This is a genomic window from Erwinia sp. 9145, from assembly GCF_000745075.1.
In the GTDB taxonomy this organism is placed as follows: Bacteria; Pseudomonadota; Gammaproteobacteria; order Enterobacterales; family Enterobacteriaceae; genus Erwinia; species Erwinia oleae.
On sequence record NZ_JQNE01000001.1, the window covers coordinates 1,029,316 to 1,046,268 of the forward strand.

Consider the following 16,953-nt stretch of genomic DNA (forward strand, 5'->3'; position numbering starts at 1 on the left):
TAAGGGAAAATATTATGTCTAAAACATCGGTTTCACGAGCGATCGTGGTACTGACGGCTGTCTTTGCCGCCATCAGCGGAGCGTATCTGCTCATTGGCGGCATCTGGCTGGCGAAACTGGGCGGCTCGGTGTATTACATCGCAGCCGGCGTGGTTGAGCTGATCGTTGCCTGGCTGCTGTTCCGTCGTCGTTCTTCCGCGCTGCTGCTGTACGCGTTGTTCCTGCTGGCTACTTTGATTTGGTCGCTATGGGAAGTGGGCAGCGACTTTTGGGCGCTGACGCCGCGTCTCGACGTCACCTTCTTCCTCGGCCTGTGGCTGGTTCTGCCGTTTGTTTACCGGGGCCTCAGCGAAGGTAAAGCCGCACGCGGCGCGCTTGGCGCGGTGCTGGCGGTGACCGTGGTCGCGCTGGTCTACGCCGTATTTAACGATCCGCAGGAGATCAACGGCTCGCTCAGCCCGGCGCAGGCTTCCAACGTTGCGAAATCAACGGACGGCATTGCCGCAGGCGACTGGCCCGCCTATGGTCGCACGCAGGGAGGCACGCGCTATTCACCCCTGACGCAGATCAACGACAAAAACGTCGGTCAGTTGAAAGAGGCCTGGACCTTCCGCACCGGCGACATGAAGCGCGCCACCGATCCGGGCGAACTGACCAACGAAGTCACCCCGATCAAAATGGGCAACTCACTCTACCTGTGTACGCCGCATCAGATCCTGTTTGCGCTTGATGCCGCAACCGGCAAGCAGAAGTGGAAGTTCGATCCGCAACTGAAGACCGATCCGTCGTTCCAGCACGTCACCTGTCGCGGCGTCTCTTACCACGAAATGCCTGAAGCGGCCGCCGTGCCTGCGGGCAGCCAGCCTGCGCTCTGCGCGCGCCGTATTATCCTGCCGGTCAACGACGGCAACCTGTATGCGCTGGACGCTGAAACCGGTGCGCCGTGCCCTGAATTTGGCGAAAACGGTAAGGTAAACCTGCAACAGAATATGCCGAACGCGCGCGCGGGAGCCTATGAGCCGACTTCGCCGCCGGTGATCACCGACACCACCATCGTGATAGCGGGCGCGGTAACCGATAACTACTCCACCCGCGAGCCGTCTGGCGTCATCCGTGGCTTTGATGTGAACACCGGTAAGCTGCTGTGGGCCTTCGATACCGGCGCGAAAGATCCTAACGTGCTGCCGGAAGGCGAGCAGCACTATGTGGCTAACTCACCTAACTCCTGGGCGCCCGCCGCCTACGATGCAAAACTGGATCTGGTCTATCTGCCGATTGGCGTGACCACGCCGGATATCTGGGGCGGCAACCGCACGCCGGAAATGGAGCGCTTCGCCAGCGGCATGCTGGCGCTGAATGCCACCACCGGCAAGCTTGCCTGGTTCTATCAGACCGTGCATCACGATCTCTGGGATATGGACGTACCGGCTCAGCCAACGCTGGCTGACATCACCGACAAGAGCGGCAATACCGTGCCGGTGATTTACGTTCCGGCGAAAACCGGCAATATTTTCGTGCTGGATCGCCGCACCGGTAAAACCGTGGTGCCCGCGCCGGAAACCCCGGTTCCGCAGGGGCCGGCGAAGGGCGATCGCCTGTCGCCGACGCAGCCTTATTCGGAACTGACCTACCGTCCGAAGAAAAACCTCACCGGGGCGGATATGTGGGGCGCCACCATTTACGATCAGCTGATCTGCCGCGTGATGTTCCATAGCCTGCGCTACGAAGGCCCGTTCACGCCGCCGTCCGAGCAGGGCACGCTGGTGTTCCCTGGCAACCTCGGCATGTTCGAATGGGGCGGCATCTCGGTGGATACCGATCGTCAGATTGCGGTGACTAACCCGATGGCGCTGCCGTTCGTTTCTCGTCTGATCCCGCGCGGGCCGAATAATCCGCTGTGGCCGAATGAGAACGATAAAGGCGGCAGCGGCACGGAAACTGGCGTTCAGCCGCAGTACGGCGTGCCTTACGGCGTGACGCTGAATCCGTTCCTGGCGCCGACCGGTTTTCCGTGCAAGCAGCCCGCCTGGGGCTACGTTTCTGCGGTGGATCTGAAAACCAACCAGATCGCGTGGAAAAAACGTATTGGTACGGTCTACGACAGCTCGCCTCTGCCGCTGCCGTTCAGGATGGGTATGCCGATGCTTGGCGGGCCGATCTCTACGGCGGGTAACGTGATGTTCATCGCTGCGACGGCAGATAACTACCTGCGCGCCTTTAACGTCACCAACGGCGACAAGCTGTGGGAAGCGCGCCTGCCTGCGGGCGGCCAGGCAACGCCGATGACCTATGAGGTGAACGGCAAGCAGTATGTGCTGATCGCCGCTGGCGGGCACGGTTCGTTTGGCACCAAACTGGGCGACTATATTGTTGCCTACGCGCTGCCGGACGACGCGAAGAAATAATTGTCAGTAAGATTGTTTAAAGGGACAACATAACGTTGTCCCTTTTTTTTTGCTCTGGCAAAAAGAGAGGCGTAAACAAAGCCGATTGCGCTATTATCACGGCGACGATTTTTTCAGGACGAAACGATGTCGATTATCTCACCTTTGCTGGACGTGCGTGACGTGACCTGTTCACAGGCAGGCCGCCAGCGTCTCGCCCCCGTCTCCTTTACGCTCAACGCCGGTGAACGGCTGCACGTTACCGGCCCTTCCGGCTGCGGTAAAAGCACGCTGTTGAAGATCCTCGCGTCGCTGCTTGAACCTGCCAGCGGCGCGATTTTCTTCAGCGGACGGCCCGTCAGCGAACTGAAGCCCGAAGCCTACCGTCAGCAGGTTTCCTGGTGCAGCCAGACCCCCGCACTGTTTGGTGAAACGGTGTGGGATAACCTGGCGTTCCCCTGGCAGATCCGGCAAAAACGGCCCGAACGCGCCACGCTGCAACGCTGGCTCCGCCGGGTGAATCTTGCCGACGATCTGCTCGACACGCCGGTGACGCAGCTTTCCGGCGGCGAAAAACAGCGGGTCGCACTGCTGCGCAACCTGCAATTTTTACCGCAGGTGCTGCTGTTGGATGAGGTAACCAGCGCGCTGGATGAGCAGAACAAACGGGTTATTCACCAGCTGATCGACGAGCTTATCAACCAGCACGGCATGGCGGCGGTTTGGGTCAGCCACGATCCATCGGAGATCGCGCAGGCCTCCCGCCTGTTAGCGCTCAGGCCCGTCGGGAGGCAGCATGAATCAGCCTGATATCACCACGCAGTCATTAGGAATGGCGTTGATGCTGGTGGCGATTGCGCTGGCGATCAGCGCAAAAGAGCGGCTTGGCCTGGGGCGCGATATTCTCTGGAGCGTGTTTCGCGCGGTCGTCCAGCTACTGATCGTCGGCGCGGTACTGAAAATGCTTTTCGCGGTCAGCAACGTTACGCTGACGGTGGCGATGGTGCTGTTTATCTGCCTGAATGCCGCGCTGAATGCGCGCAAACGCAGTCAGCACAGCGATCGCGCCTTTGCCATCGCTTTTCTGGCGATTACCGCCAGCACCGTGACCACCCTGATGATTTTGACCTTAAGTCGCGCGATCCATTTTGTGCCTGGGCAGGTGATACCGCTTTCGGGGATGATCGCCGGTAACGCCATGGTGGCGGTTGGCCTGTGCTTCAGCAATCTGGATCGGCGTTTTTACAGCGACAAACAGCAGATTATGGAGAAACTGGCGCTGGGCGCCTCAGTAAAACTGGCTTCGGCGGAGATCGTCCGTGACAGCATTCGCGCTGCGCTGATCCCAACCGTCGATGCCGCTAAAACCGTCGGGCTGGTCAGCCTGCCGGGCATGATGTCCGGACTCATTTTTGCCGGTATCGATCCCTTGCTGGCGATTAAATATCAGATTATGGTGACGTTCATGCTGTTAGGGACTGCCAGTCTCGCAACCGTGTTAACCGCCTATCTGACGTCTCGTCGCTTTTACACGCCGCGCGCGCAGCTCAGGATTGAGGAATAAAAAAAAGGCCGACAGCGTCGGCCTTTTTATCAAAGCGGGGACTGGCTTAGCGACGACCACCAAAGATCTTCGCAACCAGGAATCCAACGCCCGCGGCAAAGGCCAGCGCGGCGAAAGGGGAATCCTGGGTTTTGCTTTTCACGCAGTCCAGCGCGTCATCAACAGCGTAAGAGGCTTTTGCGGCGGTCTGGCGCGCTTTGCCTTTCAGCTCATGCTCTGGCGAATCGGAAGCTTTACCGAACTGCTCCTGGCCTTTACCCAGCGCTTCTTCAGCTTTATCGTTAGCTTTATCTAATAAACTCATACTTCCTCCTTCTTGATGGCATGATTTCCTCATGAACAGGATTAAGCATAGACCATCATGGCAATCTTACCGCTGCGGTAGTGTTTAAAATTATGACAGCAGTAAGAAGGAGTGACTGCGCTAGTGTGACTTCATGCCAGCGGCGGTCATCATCAGGCGAAACAGCGTAGCGACCACGCCGAGCGCCATCACGCTGCCCGCATAGATAACCACCAGCCACATCAGGCGTTTCCAGAGTGGAGAAACCATATCACCTCCCGTCAGTGAATCAGTGATAACCCGCATCCGGCTTGATTTTCCCCCGGAAAACGTAGTAGCTCCAGAAGGTGTAAACCAGGATCACAGGAATGATAATCAGGCTGCCAACCAGCATAAAGCTCAGGCTCTGCGGCGGTGAGGCGGCCTGCCAGATGGTGATGGAGGGCGGAATGATATCGGGCCAGATGCTGATGCCGAGGCCGGTAAAACCCAGGAAGACCAGCGCCAGCGTCAACAGGAAAGGCGCATAGTGCGCGTGGCGTCTGAGCGCGCGCAGCAGCAATACTGACACCAGCAGCACCAGCACCGGCACCGGCAGGAACCAGAACAGGTTCGGCAGGGTAAACCAGCGGTGCATGATGTCCGCGTGCTGAAGCGGCGTCCAGATGCTGACCACAACAATAATAGCCAGCAGCGCCAGCAGCAACGGACGCGTCAGCGCGGTCATTTTACGATGCAGCTCGCCTTCGGTTTTCATAATCAGCCAGCTGCTACCGAGCAGCGCGTAGGCAACCACCAGGCCCAGACCGCAGAACAGCGCAAACGGCGTCAGCCACAGCAGCTCAGGGCCGCTGTACGCGCGGCCGGTCACTTCAAAGCCGTTAATGAAAGAGCCGAGCACAACCCCCTGACTAAAGGTGGCTAAAAACGATCCGGCGATAAACGACTTATCCCAAAAAGGGCGGTGCTCTTCGGTGGCTTTGAAGCGGAATTCAAAGGCCACGCCGCGAAAAATCAGCCCGATCAGCATCACCGTCAGCGGCACCGAAAGGGCGTCGATAATGACCGCATAGGCCAGCGGAAACGCCCCGTACAGACCTGCGCCGCCGAGCACCAGCCAGGTCTCGTTGCCATCCCACACCGGCGCGACGGTATTCACCATCATGTCGCGCTCGGTGGCATCTTTATTGAACGGGAAAAGAATGCCGATGCCCAGATCGAATCCGTCCATCACGATATACATCAGCGTGGAAAACACGATGATGGTAAACCAGATAATTGGGAGATCGATGCCCACGATTAGCGACCCTCTTCGTTAGTAAGTTTTTCTTTCGCTGCGGAAAGCGGACGTGCTGGCGTGTGCGTTGTGCCGGGACCACCGTGATCGGTGCCGTCGCCTTCCCCTTGCTGCGGGCCTTTTTTGATCAGATTAAAAAGATAGATATAACCCACGCCGAACACCGACGAGTAAACCAGAATAAAGGCGAGCAGGCTGAGGCTCATATGCAGATCGCCATGCGCCGAGACCGCGTCGCGCGTGCGCATCAGGCCATAAACCACCCACGGCTGCCGGCCAATCTCAGTGGTAAACCAGCCTGCCAGAATGGCGATCAACCCGGACGGCCCCATCAGCAGCGCAAACCACAGAAACGGACGCGAGTTGTAAAGACGACCACGAATACGCAGCCACAGGCTGACCACGCCGAGCAGCACCATCAGCATGCCAAGTCCGGCCATAATGCGAAACGACCAGAAAATAATGGTGGAGTTGGGCCGATCCTCTTTCGGGAATGACTTCAGCGCCGGCACCTGCTTATCCAGACTGTGGGTCAGGATCAGGCTGCCGAGGTAAGGGATTTCCAGCGCATAGCGGGTCTTCTCCTGCTCCATATCCGGCAGGCCGAACAGGATCAGCGGCGTTGCTTCGCCCGGCGGGTTTTCCCAGTGGCCTTCCATTGCGGCGATCTTCGCCGGCTGATGCTTAAGCGTGTTCAGGCCGTGCGCATCGCCGAGCATCGCCTGAATGGGCGCGACGATCAGTGCCATCCACAGCGCCATCGAGAGCATTTTGCGAATGGCAGGCGTATCATTTTTGCGCAGCAGATGCCACGCTGCCGACGCGCCGACAAAGAACGCGCTCGCCAGAAAAGCGGCAGTAGACATATGCAGCAAACGGTAGGGGAACGACGGGTTAAACACAATTTTGAACCAGTCAACCGGCACCACGATACCGTTTTCAATGGCAAAACCCTGCGGCGTTTGCATCCAGCTGTTTGATGCCAGGATCCAGAAAGTTGAGATCAGCGTGCCGAGCGCTACCATGCAGGTGGCAAAAAAGTGCAGGCCCGGGCCAACGCGGTTCCAGCCAAACAGCATCACGCCCAGAAATCCTGCCTCAAGGAAGAAAGCGGTCAGCACTTCATAGGTGAGCAGCGGGCCGGTGATGCTGCCGGCAAATTGTGAAAAGCCACTCCAGTTGGTGCCGAACTGGTAGGCCATCACCAGCCCGGAAACCACACCCATCCCGAAGTTCACTGCGAAAATTTTTGACCAGAAGTGATAGAGATCGCGGTAGTCGCGGTTATGGGTTTTCAGCCACAGCCCTTCAAGCACCGCCAGAAAGCTGGCCAGCCCGATGGTGATGGCGGGAAAAATAATATGAAAGGAAACGGTGAAAGCGAACTGAATCCTTGCCAGATGAAACGCATCTAATCCAAACATGGCTTACCTCGAACTGACCTGTGCTGCTCTTTATTTTAATAACCTGCTGTTAACAAGCTGGCCGCATTTCATCGTGACGGACAGAAGAAACGCGGTAAATTAACGACGGGCGGAATAATAAGAAGGAGCGGTAACCATAACGTTATTCTGGTTTGACGGGATTGTGCCTTTGCGAAGAATTGTTTCACCGCGTCGGTAAATAATGTCTCTGTTTTGTTAAATTTAATTATCAGGGTGATAGTAATGTGTGAAATTAATGTATCCGTATGGTTTGAAAGAGGTTTGTTTTACAGCCCATAATTGTGATCATGATACCGTTTGACAGCCGGTATGCAGTTTTAAACCGTGGAAATTTTCTTTCATTGCACATACCTGACGATAAAAAATAATAAACCCTGCGGTTATGTAGCGAAAAATATTCATTTTTGCACGCGTTCCCACCTTTAACGCTCTGCCAGTCACGCAAACGTAACGGTTGCCCTGTGTTATGCCGTTTTCATAACGAACCACCGGCATAAATTGTTAAAAAATGACGGCCTGAAAACGTTTGTTTTGACATATCAAGTTACATTTAGTTGTGTTTATTAATCGGTATTCTTGTTTCATGTCAATAACCGGTTTTTCAAATAATGCTTACCAGGCGGCACGGCGGCGTCTGTTGAAAGTTTGATCCCCCTCGCAAAATGTAAATTCCGTCTCTTCAGTGCGTATCCGTTGAGCAGGGTTATCGTTAACATGTTCCCGGTAACAACTGAGCCCTGAAACTGCGTAGCCACGCTCAGGGCGAAAAATAATAGTGTGTCTGCGGCAGGCCGCAGAACATGCGCATCGGAGAAAACGTTATGCCTTTAGTCATCGTTGCGATTGGCGTGGTGCTGCTGCTACTGCTGATGATCCGCTTCAAGCTGAATGGATTTATTGCACTGATACTGGTCGCGCTGGCGGTGGGTATCATGCAGGGAATGCCGGTTACCAAAGTTATTGCCTCAATCAAAGCGGGCGTTGGCGGCACGCTGGGCAGTCTGGCGCTGATCATGGGCTTCGGCGCTATGCTCGGTAAGCTGCTGGCGGACTGCGGCGGCGCTCAGCGTATTGCCACCACGCTCATCAGCAAGTTTGGTGAAAAATATATTCAGTGGGCGGTGGTGCTTACCGGTTTTACCGTTGGTTTTGCGCTGTTCTACGAAGTGGGCTTTGTGCTGATGCTGCCGCTGGTATTCACCATCGCCGCCGCCGCACGCGTACCGCTGCTCTTTATCGGTGTGCCAATGGCCGCTGCGCTGTCGGTAACGCACGGCTTTCTGCCGCCGCATCCCGGCCCGACCGCTATCGCCACGCTGTTCCATGCCGACATGGGCCGCACGCTGCTGTTCGGCACCATCCTGGCCATTCCCACCGTTATTCTTGCTGGCCCGGTCTATGCACGCTTCCTGAAAAAGATTGATAAACCGATCCCGGAAGGCATGTATAACTCGAAAAACTTTACCGAAGCGGAAATGCCTGGCTTTGCGGTCAGCGTCTGGACGTCGCTGGTGCCGGTGATCCTGATGGCGCTGCGCGCCGTGGCTGAAATGATATTGCCGAAAGGACATCCGCTGCTGGGCTGGGCGGAATTTTTCGGCGATCCGATCATGGCGACGCTGATTGCCGTGCTGATTGCGCTGTTCACCTTTGGCCTGAACCGCGGCCGCAGCATGGATGAGGTGATGCAAACCCTCACCGATTCCATCAAAATCATCGCCATGATGCTGCTGATTATTGGCGGCGGCGGGGCGTTCAAGCAGGTTCTGGTTGACGGCGGCGTGGATAAATATATCGCGGGCCTGATGCAGGGCAGTGCGATATCTCCGCTGCTGCTGGCCTGGTCCGTTGCTGCGGCGCTGCGTATCGCGCTGGGGTCGGCAACGGTCGCGGCGATCACCGCAGGCGGCATCGTGGCGCCGATTATCGCCACCACCGGCGTGAGCCCTGAGCTGATGGTGATTGCGGTGGGTTCTGGCAGCGTGATCTTCTCACACGTTAACGATCCGGGCTTCTGGCTGTTCAAAGAGTATTTCAACCTGACCATTGGCGAAACACTGCGCTCGTGGTCGGCGCTGGAAACCATCATCGCCGTGTGCGGGCTGGTGGGTTGCCTGGTGCTACAGCAGTTTATTTGATCCTCTAAACCGGCGCGTGCTGCGCGCCGGTTCTCTCCCTTATCGCTCTCTTTATGCTTCCTTTCACTGTGGCTATTGCGCTTAATAATGCATCGCAAGTATACTATCACCTTGAAAATGCTTGATTTTTTGACTAAAGCCAAATTTCTTATTCGATAAAAAAAACCTTTCATGGCACCAGGGGATCTTCTTCTGCCGGCCGTGGGCAACCTGTTGTTTTTCCTTAACGTCGTTCGGCGTTAGCGGTTTGAAATCCTTTATCTTTATATCTTGTTGATGGCAAGCGACTTTGGGGATATGCAGTATGGAAAGTGAACACAGCAGCGCGCCTGAGCTCTCTATGGAGGGGATCCCCCAGCCGATTCTGGCGCTGGGGAAACGGCTGGCCGATACCAAATTTCAGATCGATGTACTGGGCAAAAACGGCTGGGCCGACCTTACTGCCAATCTGCATGGCCTGGAAGCGAGTGGTGAGTGGAGCGGCCCGGACGATGCGCTGACTTTTTTCAGTAAAATTGTTCCGTTTGCCAGCCTGCCAGCACAGACGGAGCCGCTGGGCATTTTTCAGGTGCCCGTGGAGCGCGTAATCAGCCGCAGTGGTCAGTGGTGGCCTGAACACCTTAGCGCCAGCAGCGAAGCGCGACTGGTTGAGCATCTGCAAAGCCCTTCCGCCGCGGAAAGTACCTCCTACTATTTTATTCCGGCGCTGGGCGTGCTGCTGGCCGCGCAGGGGCAGAGCAGAGTGAACTACTGTCGCTATCGGCATATTCCTTTGCTCACCGCGCGCGTCACCCTGTTGACCTATCCGCCGGCGGATCGTTTCCGGCTCTATCACGTCAGCCAGGGAGAAACGCGTCAAAGCTGGGTGGTGCTGAACGATCGCTATCTCCAGCCGGTGCTCTGGCCCCGAATTACGCTGCCAGCGCTGACAACCTATGGCGTGCATGCCGGTAGCTGGCCGCTGACTTTTCCGCCGGTCAGTCGGGTTTTTGACGCGCTGCACGATCCCTCCGCCGAACAGGACTTTCTGCTGCGCAGTATTGATCTGCACGCGGTGGAACAAACCATGCGCAGCGAGCAGGAGGCTGCCAGAGAGGCGAGGCTGCCGGTAAAAATGGCGCTCAGCGATATGGATATCAGCAACATCTGGCCGATTGGCCTGACGCTGACATTCTTCTTTTTGCTGTCGATGGTGATTGCCGGCCTGACGGCGGGCACCGGCTGGGCTGGCCATATCAGCCTGCTGACCTGCGGTATGACGGGCAGCCTGCTGCTGTTTATGGCGCTGCCGGTTTTTCTTGCGAACCGACAGCTACGCCGCAGCGTGACCTTCGTTGAGGCGAAGACCCTCGGCGAGGCAAAAGAGCAGTAGCCCGCAGGCTACTGCACGAGATGATGGCTGATGGCGTACTTCACAATATCGGCATTGCTGGCGAACTGCATTTTGTCCATCATGCGCGATTTATAGGTGCTGACGGTTTTGTTGCTGATTGACAGCGCCTCGGCAATGGCATTGATGGTTTCGCCATGTGCCAGCATCAGCAGTATCTGCCGCTCGCGCGTGGTGAGCGTTTCGTGCAGCGCGCGATTCCCGTTCTGGTACTCGGCAAAGACAATTTCCTGCGCCAGATCGTGATCGATGTAGCGTGAACCGGATGCCACGCTGCGGATCGCGGTCAGCAGTGCGTCAGGATTTTTGTCTTTGGTAATGTAGCCCAGCGCGCCGCAGTTAAGCACGCGTCGCGCGATCTGTGGCTCATTAAACATACTGAGAACCAGAATCGGCAGATTTTCATACTGCGCATGAATGCGGTTGATTAAATCCTCGCCGCTGATGCCGGGCATGGAAATGTCCAGCAGCAGCAGATCGATGCCGCCCAGCCGCAGGCGCTCCAGCACTTCGCCGCCGTCCCCGGCCTCGCCGACCACGTCAATCATCTTGTCCAGTGCAAAAATCTGTTTCAATCCTTCACGCATTAACGCGTGATCGTCGGCAATGACTAACCGTATAACTTCACTCATCCTGTTTCCCGGTTCACTATTGCGACGGTAAAGTCACAGCATAGCAGTTCAGTGTGACGGATTGGCAACCAGCGGCAGCGTGAGTTCAAGCTGGGTGCCTTCGCCGGGTGTACTTGAGATGTTCACTTCACCCTTGAGCATGCCCACGCGCTCACGGATGCCGAGCAGCCCAAAAGCATCGTGACGCACCGACTGCATCTGAAAGCCGCGACCGTTATCACGGATCTGAATCACGATGGCGTCCCGCGTGGTCTGCACGATAATGGACACCCTGGTGGCCTGCGCATGTCGCGAAATATTGGTCAGCGACTCCTGTACGACCCGGAAAACCGCCGTCACCGCCTGATCGTCCAGCGTCACCGGTTTTTTATCGGGAACAATCAGCATACAGCTACAGCCGCTGTTCTTCACAAATTCATCGCGCAACCATTCCAGCGCGGGAACCAGCCCCATATTCAGCATATTTGGCCGCAGACGGGTAGAGACGTCGCGCACTACCTGAATGGTGCTGTCAATCAGCGTCATCAGGTAGTCAACCTGCTGGCTAACCTGCTGCGGATCGTGGGGCTGCATGCCGATGACCGACAGGCCGGCGCGCAGGCTGGTGAGATGCTGCCCCAGCTCGTCATGGATTTCACGCGCGATGTGTTTGCGCTCATCCTCGGTTTGCTGCTGCTGATTGCTGGCCAGCAGTCGCAGCTGTTGATGCGCGGCGCGAACCTGATTTTCCACGTCGCGCAGCCGGGTGATATCACGTCCGACCGCCAGAATGGTGGTCACCTCACCGTTCAGATTAAACTCGGGCACGCAGCGAACGTGCAGCACCATGGTGCGATCGTCATAGTTCGCTTCCAGCTCAGCCTCGCTTTTTTCGCCGCTGGCCAGCGTGTTGGAAACCAGCCGGAAAAGACGCATGCCGGTTTCATCAAAAGGAATGGTATCGGTCAGATGCCAGCCATGCGCCTGCTCCGCCGTGCAGCCAACCAGCTCAAGCACCAGCGGATTCACGTACAGACACCGCAGATCGGTATCGAAACGGGCCATCAGATCAGGGGAGTTTTCAACCAGCGAGCGGAACTGCTGCTCCTGTTGCAGATAGCGCTCGGTACGCTGCTTAAGCTCGCGTACGTCACGCACCACGCACAGCACCATGTTTTGCTGCTGATGCACATAGGCGCTGGAGCTGACCTCAACCGGGATGATTTCGCCGCTTTTCATGCGGTGCTGAGAAGTGAAGCGGATACCTTCCGGGCGCTGGCTGAGTTTCCACCACAGCGCGGCCACGTCAGGATCCAGCAGTTCCTCCTCCACGTTGGAATACTTAAGACGGATCAGTTCCCGATATTTATAGCCTAACATTTCGCACGCTTTATTATTAATATAAGCAAGCCTGGCGTCAGGACCAACTAAATAGAGAGCATCATTAACTTTGTCAAGGGCAAAGTCGGGGAGGATTGAGCGGCCATCCTGTGAGTTTCTATTCACATTAAGGCTGAATATTTCAGGCGAATGCATTTTTCTCTCTGAAAACGGAAAAGTAAATTTACCATCTGTATTATTACCGCTTAGTGTGCCATTTGAAAACTGAACCATTAAGCGGTAATTACAGCAAATAATTTCCCTGATGACCATTAACATTCATCTGAAAATTGATCCAACCCTCAGATAAATATTTTCATCGAATTCAGACTAAAAAATTAGCTTAATTCAGCTAATCGTGCTTCTGAGCGACTCACGTACGCGCGACAGACGAGATTTTACCGTGCCAAGCGGAATATCCAGCGTAGAAGCCACGTCCTGATAGCTGCCGTTGCGCTCTACAAGGATGGTCAGCATTTCGCGGGTGTCGTCAGGCAGTTTATCGATGGAGCTGGCCATAACGTTAAGCAGCTGATCGTTGGCGATAATATCGCTGGGATCGCAATCCTGAACCAGCTCCAGCGGATTGTCCTCATTCAAACTGTCAAACAAAAAACGGTTGTGATGCGTTTTGTAGTAGTTACGGATCAGGTTGGCGGCAATGCCGAACAGCCAGGTTTCCGGACGTGACGCGCCGAGAAATTTATGACTGTTGCGCAACACTTCCACGCAGGTCATTTGTGCGATGTCTTCAACATCTTCACGGTTAGAAACGCGCTTGCGAATAAAATTATGTAGCTTACGATTTTGCTGACAAAGAATTTCCTGCCACAAAATAACCGTGGGTGCTTCAGGTGAAAATGACAATTCAACGGATGAAGTTAACATAGTAACGCTCCTGAAATTAATTAACAGCCTGCAATGGTCATATAGCAAGGAGCGTGCCAGCCGATAAAAAATAGCGCGAGGCTGATTATTACTGGCTTTTATTTTTAACTTAAGAATCATCTGAGACAAAAAATGGCCGCCGGGTCAGATTAACTGTGCAACTTTTTACACAAAAAGAATTGTCGCTTAAATCTGTCCTTTTAAATGCATCTTTAGTTTATTTTTATCCGGGAACTTATTGCTCTCTTTGTCCACGTAACATAACTACGAAAACAACGCAGAGGCCGCGATGATAAAAGTTCAGTCCTCCTTGCAGTTTCAGCAGGCCATGGCGAAAAGTCTGCTCAAACAGGACAGCCCGTTATCTACCGCTGCGGGAAACGAGACGCGTCCGCGTGCGGTCAATACCCAGTCGCCGGCGGGCATCCCGCTCGATTCACTGGAAGAACTCGGTTCGCTGTTCAGTGAAAAAATGGAGAAAAAAACCAAGGGACTGAACCGCCGGCAAATCAACACGGCGCATTTGCGCAGCAATCGTAAGTCGGTCGAGCGAATCGAGAGCCTGATCGAGCTGTATCAGATGCTGGACGATCAGCAGCAGGATCGCCTGGAAACGCGTCTGGGCGAGATGAGAAGCGCGCTGGGCAAGCCGGGCGAGCAGAGTGCGGATTCGCTGGTAGAAGCCGCAGAAGGCGATCCGGCGCGCTGTGACCTGATGCTGCGCATGGCGCTGCGCGAGGCCGATCGTACGGGCGATCACCAGCTCGCGGCCGCGGCCAGCAGCGGGCTTGATAAGCTGCATGAAGCGTTCGGCGGCGAAGTCAAGGCCGGTCTGAATACCGCAAAGGCCATTGCCAGCTTCACCACCGATCCTGATGAAAAACAGTCAATTCGCAATCTTTATTATAAAGGCATCGTCAGGCAACAGTCCGCCGCCGCCATTTTCGACAGCCTGCTTGAGCGCTTTGGTCACGAGCAGATGGTGCCCGGCCTGCGAACGCTTCAGCGCGCGCTGTCGGAAGACATCGCCGCGTTTACGCCGTCGCTCAAGTCCAGTTCGCTGCGCCGCATCCACCTCGGACTGGCCGAATCGAGACATGTCGGTCAGTTGATTACGCAGAGCACCGAGCTGCTCGACCGTCTGCGGTCGCGCGGCAAGATTCCCGTGGTCGCCGCAGGCGGCATCGATATGGCGCGGCGGGTGCTCTCCTTCGCGGCAAACGGCATGGAAGTGAATGATTTAAAAAATATTGGTAACGACTACGCTGGCCAGCATCCCGCCGCACAGATGATATTTTTCAACGGGCTGCTGCCGCTGGTGAATAAGCTTCCTCTGCCGCTCTGGAAAGACATCAAATGGCGCGGATCGGCACTGCAAAAACTGAGTGTCGCCATTGATGTGTTGGTAAAGAAAGAGAACAACGCGGCAGCGAAAAGCTAGCAGGAGACGGGTATGAACGGCATTTTTTTGATTTTAAATCGTATCGCGCTTGGCGCCATGCAGCGCTCCGAAATTATCGGCGCCATGTTTGCCATGGCGATCGTGTTTATGCTGATCATCCCGCTGCCGCTGGGGCTGATCGATACGCTGATTGCCGTGAATATCTGTATCTCCTCGCTGCTGGTGGTACTGGCAATGTACCTGCCCAAGCCGCTGGCGTTCTCCACCTTCCCGGCGGTGCTGCTGCTGACCACCATGTTTCGCCTGGCGCTGTCGATTTCAACCACGCGTCAGATCCTCGTGCAGCAGGACGCCGGACACATCGTTGCCGCTTTCGGGACGTTCGTGGTAGGCGGTAATCTGGCCGTGGGGATGGTCATGTTTTTAATCCTCACCGTGGTGAACTTCCTGGTCATTACCAAAGGTTCGGAGAGGGTGGCTGAAGTGGCTGCGCGCTTCACGCTGGATGCGATGCCGGGCAAACAAATGTCCATTGACAGCGACCTGCGCGCCGGAATGATTGACGTAAATACGGCAAAACGCCGCCGTGTCGATCTGGCGAAAGAGAGCCAGCTGTTTGGCGCGATGGACGGCGCAATGAAATTTGTGAAAGGCGATGCCATCGCCGGACTGGTGATCCTGTTTATTAACCTGATTGGCGGTTTCAGTATCGGCGTAATGCAGTTGGGGATGCCCGCCGGCGACGCGATGCACACCTATTCGGTACTGACCATCGGCGATGGCCTGATTGCGCAAATTCCGGCGCTGCTTATCTCGCTTACCGCCGGAATGATCATCACCCGCGTCTCCTCAGACAGCGACGCAAACAGCATTGATAACAACATTGGCCGGGAAATCGCCGAGCAGCTGACCAGCCAGCCAAAAGCCTGGATCCTCTCTTCTATCGGCATGTTTGGCTTCGCAATGCTGCCGGGCATGCCGACCGGCGTCTTTGTCATTCTGGCGGTGCTGACGCTGGCCACCGGCAGTTTTCAGGTCTGGCGCGCCCGGCGCGAGCTGATTGCCGGTCAGCCGCAGATGGAAAACGAAGTGATTCCGCCAGAGCTGAACGGCACCGAAGATCTGCGGCAGTTCAATCCGACGCGTCCTTATCTGTTGCAGTTTCACAGCAGCGCACGGGGCACGGCGGAAACGCTGGATCTGGTGCAGGCGATTCGCCGGATGCGTAACAGCATCGTCTACAACTACGGCTTTACGCTGCCCGCATTTGATATTGAGTTCCAGGATCAGCTGCCCGCCGACGAGTTCCGCTACTCGGTTTACGAAATCCCCAGGGTGGTCGGCACCTTTAACGTGCCGCTTCAGGCTGTAAACCGCCGCGAATATGCCCACCTGGCGGAAGAAGAAGGGGTGGTGGAAGGCAGTGAAGCGCGCCGTGAAAGCGAGCTGCTGTGGCTGCCGCCCGATCATACGCTGCTGCAAAATGAAGACGTGCCGCGTCAGAATTTCCACGATGTGCTGATGCAGCGGATGGAAAACGCCATTCACGCCAGCGCACCGCATTTTATCGGCCTACAGGAGACGCGGGCGCTGATGGGCTGGCTGGAAGCGGAGCAGCCGGAGCTGGCGCAGGAGCTTCAGCGCGTCATGCCTATCGCGCGCTTCTCCAGCGTGTTGCAAAACCTGGTATCAGAACGCATCCCGCTGCGCTCGGTGCGCGCGATAGCCGAAGCGTTGATTGAACACGGTCAACATGAACGCGATATCAGTCTGCTGACCGATCTGGTGCGTATTTCGATGAAAGAACACATCTGCTACCAGTACAGCCAGGATGATGGTCTGCACGTCTGGCTGCTGACGCCGGAACTGGAAGAAGATCTGCGCGACGCGCTGCGGCAAACGCAGAGCGAAGTCTTTTTTGCCCTCACGCAGGAGCAGAACATGGCCATTCTGGCGCACCTGCGTAACGCTTTTGCCCCTGGCAATCCGGCTTTTGCCGTGCTGCTGGTAGCGCAGGATCTGCGCAGTCCGCTGCGTGGCCTGATTCAGGATGAGTTCCATCAGGTACCGGTACTGTCGTTCGCTGAACTACAGTCGAACCTGTCGATAAATGTGGTGGGTCGACTCGATCTGGAAGATTCAGCCGAATCCTTTGATGCTTAGGGAGCTGA

The 16,953-nt window shown here is 56.0% G+C and carries 14 protein-coding genes; 7 read left to right on the forward strand and 7 right to left on the reverse strand.

The features are described 5' to 3' along the window. Window positions 1–11 precede the first annotated feature (11 nt). The 3 genes from FA91_RS05150 to fetB all read left to right on the forward strand — a co-directional run bounded on the left by FA91_RS05150 (window position 12) and on the right by fetB (window position 3,948). The gene (locus FA91_RS05150; protein ID WP_034918990.1) at window positions 12–2,405 is read left to right on the forward strand and encodes a glucose/quinate/shikimate family membrane-bound PQQ-dependent dehydrogenase; all 2,394 of its coding nucleotides are present in this window, start codon (window positions 12–14) and stop codon (window positions 2,403–2,405) included. Window positions 2,406–2,531: 126 nt separating this feature from the next. Then, complete coding sequence (gene fetA, locus FA91_RS05155) at window positions 2,532–3,194, forward strand: iron ABC transporter ATP-binding protein FetA (protein WP_034913205.1); 663 nt, start codon at window positions 2,532–2,534, stop codon at window positions 3,192–3,194. Continuing rightward, complete coding sequence (gene fetB, locus FA91_RS05160) at window positions 3,181–3,948, forward strand: iron export ABC transporter permease subunit FetB (protein WP_034913206.1); 768 nt, start codon at window positions 3,181–3,183, stop codon at window positions 3,946–3,948. The genes fetA and fetB overlap by 14 nt, the downstream gene beginning before the upstream one ends. 46 nt (window positions 3,949–3,994) lie before the next feature. On the opposite strand, the gene FA91_RS05165 is transcribed toward fetB, so the two are convergent. From FA91_RS05165 to FA91_RS05175, 4 genes are all read right to left on the reverse strand, one after another. After that, window positions 3,995–4,252 (reverse strand): CsbD family protein, encoded by a 258-nt coding sequence (locus FA91_RS05165; RefSeq protein ID WP_034913209.1) that lies wholly within the window; start codon window positions 4,250–4,252, stop codon window positions 3,995–3,997. A 120-nt stretch (window positions 4,253–4,372) separates the two neighbouring features. After that, window positions 4,373–4,537, reverse strand: a complete 165-nt coding sequence (locus FA91_RS20385) for a DUF2474 domain-containing protein (protein ID WP_072032293.1) — start codon at window positions 4,535–4,537, stop codon at window positions 4,373–4,375. Further along, window positions 4,521–5,528 carry a cytochrome d ubiquinol oxidase subunit II gene (gene cydB / locus FA91_RS05170; RefSeq protein WP_034913213.1) on the reverse strand — a complete coding sequence of 336 codons (1,008 nt, stop codon included), beginning with the start codon at window positions 5,526–5,528 and terminating at the stop codon, window positions 4,521–4,523. Before cydB ends, FA91_RS20385 begins: the two co-directional genes overlap by 17 nt. Window positions 5,529–5,530: 2 nt before the next feature. Next, window positions 5,531–6,952 (reverse strand): cytochrome ubiquinol oxidase subunit I, encoded by a 1,422-nt coding sequence (locus FA91_RS05175; RefSeq protein WP_034913216.1) that lies wholly within the window; start codon window positions 6,950–6,952, stop codon window positions 5,531–5,533. Window positions 6,953–7,794: 842 nt separating this feature from the next. On the opposite strand from FA91_RS05175, the gene gntT reads away from it, so the two are divergent. Beyond that, entirely contained in the window at window positions 7,795–9,111 is a 1,317-nt protein-coding gene (gntT, locus tag FA91_RS05185; protein ID WP_034918992.1) for a gluconate transporter, read from the forward strand. A gap of 304 nt (window positions 9,112–9,415) precedes the next feature. Beyond that, complete coding sequence (locus FA91_RS05190) at window positions 9,416–10,483, forward strand: hypothetical protein (RefSeq protein ID WP_051937035.1); 1,068 nt, start codon at window positions 9,416–9,418, stop codon at window positions 10,481–10,483. Window positions 10,484–10,491: 8 nt separating this feature from the next. Here FA91_RS05190 and FA91_RS05195 read toward each other — a convergent pair whose 3' ends face one another. The 3 genes from FA91_RS05195 to FA91_RS05205 all read right to left on the reverse strand — a co-directional run bounded on the left by FA91_RS05195 (window position 10,492) and on the right by FA91_RS05205 (window position 13,380). Then, a complete protein-coding gene (locus FA91_RS05195) occupies window positions 10,492–11,133 on the reverse strand; it encodes a response regulator transcription factor (RefSeq protein ID WP_034913221.1) in 642 nt (213 codons plus the stop codon). Window positions 11,134–11,181: 48 nt separating this feature from the next. Next, the gene (locus FA91_RS05200; RefSeq protein WP_231566748.1) at window positions 11,182–12,618 is read right to left on the reverse strand and encodes a PAS domain S-box protein; all 1,437 of its coding nucleotides are present in this window, start codon (window positions 12,616–12,618) and stop codon (window positions 11,182–11,184) included. A gap of 222 nt (window positions 12,619–12,840) precedes the next feature. Further along, on the reverse strand, window positions 12,841–13,380 hold the full coding sequence (locus FA91_RS05205; RefSeq protein ID WP_051937036.1) for an RNA polymerase sigma factor: 540 nt from the start codon (window positions 13,378–13,380) through the stop codon (window positions 12,841–12,843). Between the two features lie 289 nt (window positions 13,381–13,669). On the opposite strand from FA91_RS05205, the gene sctW reads away from it, so the two are divergent. Next, window positions 13,670–14,821 carry a type III secretion system gatekeeper subunit SctW gene (gene sctW / locus FA91_RS05210; RefSeq protein WP_051937038.1) on the forward strand — a complete coding sequence of 384 codons (1,152 nt, stop codon included), beginning with the start codon at window positions 13,670–13,672 and terminating at the stop codon, window positions 14,819–14,821. A gap of 12 nt (window positions 14,822–14,833) precedes the next feature. Then, window positions 14,834–16,945: a type III secretion system export apparatus subunit SctV gene (sctV, locus tag FA91_RS05215; protein ID WP_034913225.1), complete on the forward strand. Its 2,112-nt coding sequence runs from the start codon at window positions 14,834–14,836 to the stop codon at window positions 16,943–16,945. The last annotated feature ends 8 nt before the right edge of the window (window positions 16,946–16,953 follow it).

Excerpts from the sequence above, each read along its gene's own strand:
- FA91_RS05190 (WP_051937035.1), top strand. The coding sequence starts at position 9,416 with ATGGAAAGTGAACACAGCAGCGCGCCTGAGCTCTCTATGGAGGGGATC.
- FA91_RS05175 (WP_034913216.1), bottom strand. The coding sequence starts at position 6,952 with ATGTTTGGATTAGATGCGTTTCATCTGGCAAGGATTCAGTTCGCTTTC.
- FA91_RS05165 (WP_034913209.1), bottom strand. The coding sequence starts at position 4,252 with ATGAGTTTATTAGATAAAGCTAACGATAAAGCTGAAGAAGCGCTGGGT.
- FA91_RS05205 (WP_051937036.1), bottom strand. The coding sequence starts at position 13,380 with ATGTTAACTTCATCCGTTGAATTGTCATTTTCACCTGAAGCACCCACG.
- fetB (WP_034913206.1), top strand. The coding sequence starts at position 3,181 with ATGAATCAGCCTGATATCACCACGCAGTCATTAGGAATGGCGTTGATG.
- gntT (WP_034918992.1), top strand. The coding sequence starts at position 7,795 with ATGCCTTTAGTCATCGTTGCGATTGGCGTGGTGCTGCTGCTACTGCTG.
- fetA (WP_034913205.1), top strand. The coding sequence starts at position 2,532 with ATGTCGATTATCTCACCTTTGCTGGACGTGCGTGACGTGACCTGTTCA.
- FA91_RS05195 (WP_034913221.1), bottom strand. The coding sequence starts at position 11,133 with ATGAGTGAAGTTATACGGTTAGTCATTGCCGACGATCACGCGTTAATG.
- sctW (WP_051937038.1), top strand. The coding sequence starts at position 13,670 with ATGATAAAAGTTCAGTCCTCCTTGCAGTTTCAGCAGGCCATGGCGAAA.
- sctV (WP_034913225.1), top strand. The coding sequence starts at position 14,834 with ATGAACGGCATTTTTTTGATTTTAAATCGTATCGCGCTTGGCGCCATG.
- FA91_RS20385 (WP_072032293.1), bottom strand. The coding sequence starts at position 4,537 with ATGCGGGTTATCACTGATTCACTGACGGGAGGTGATATGGTTTCTCCA.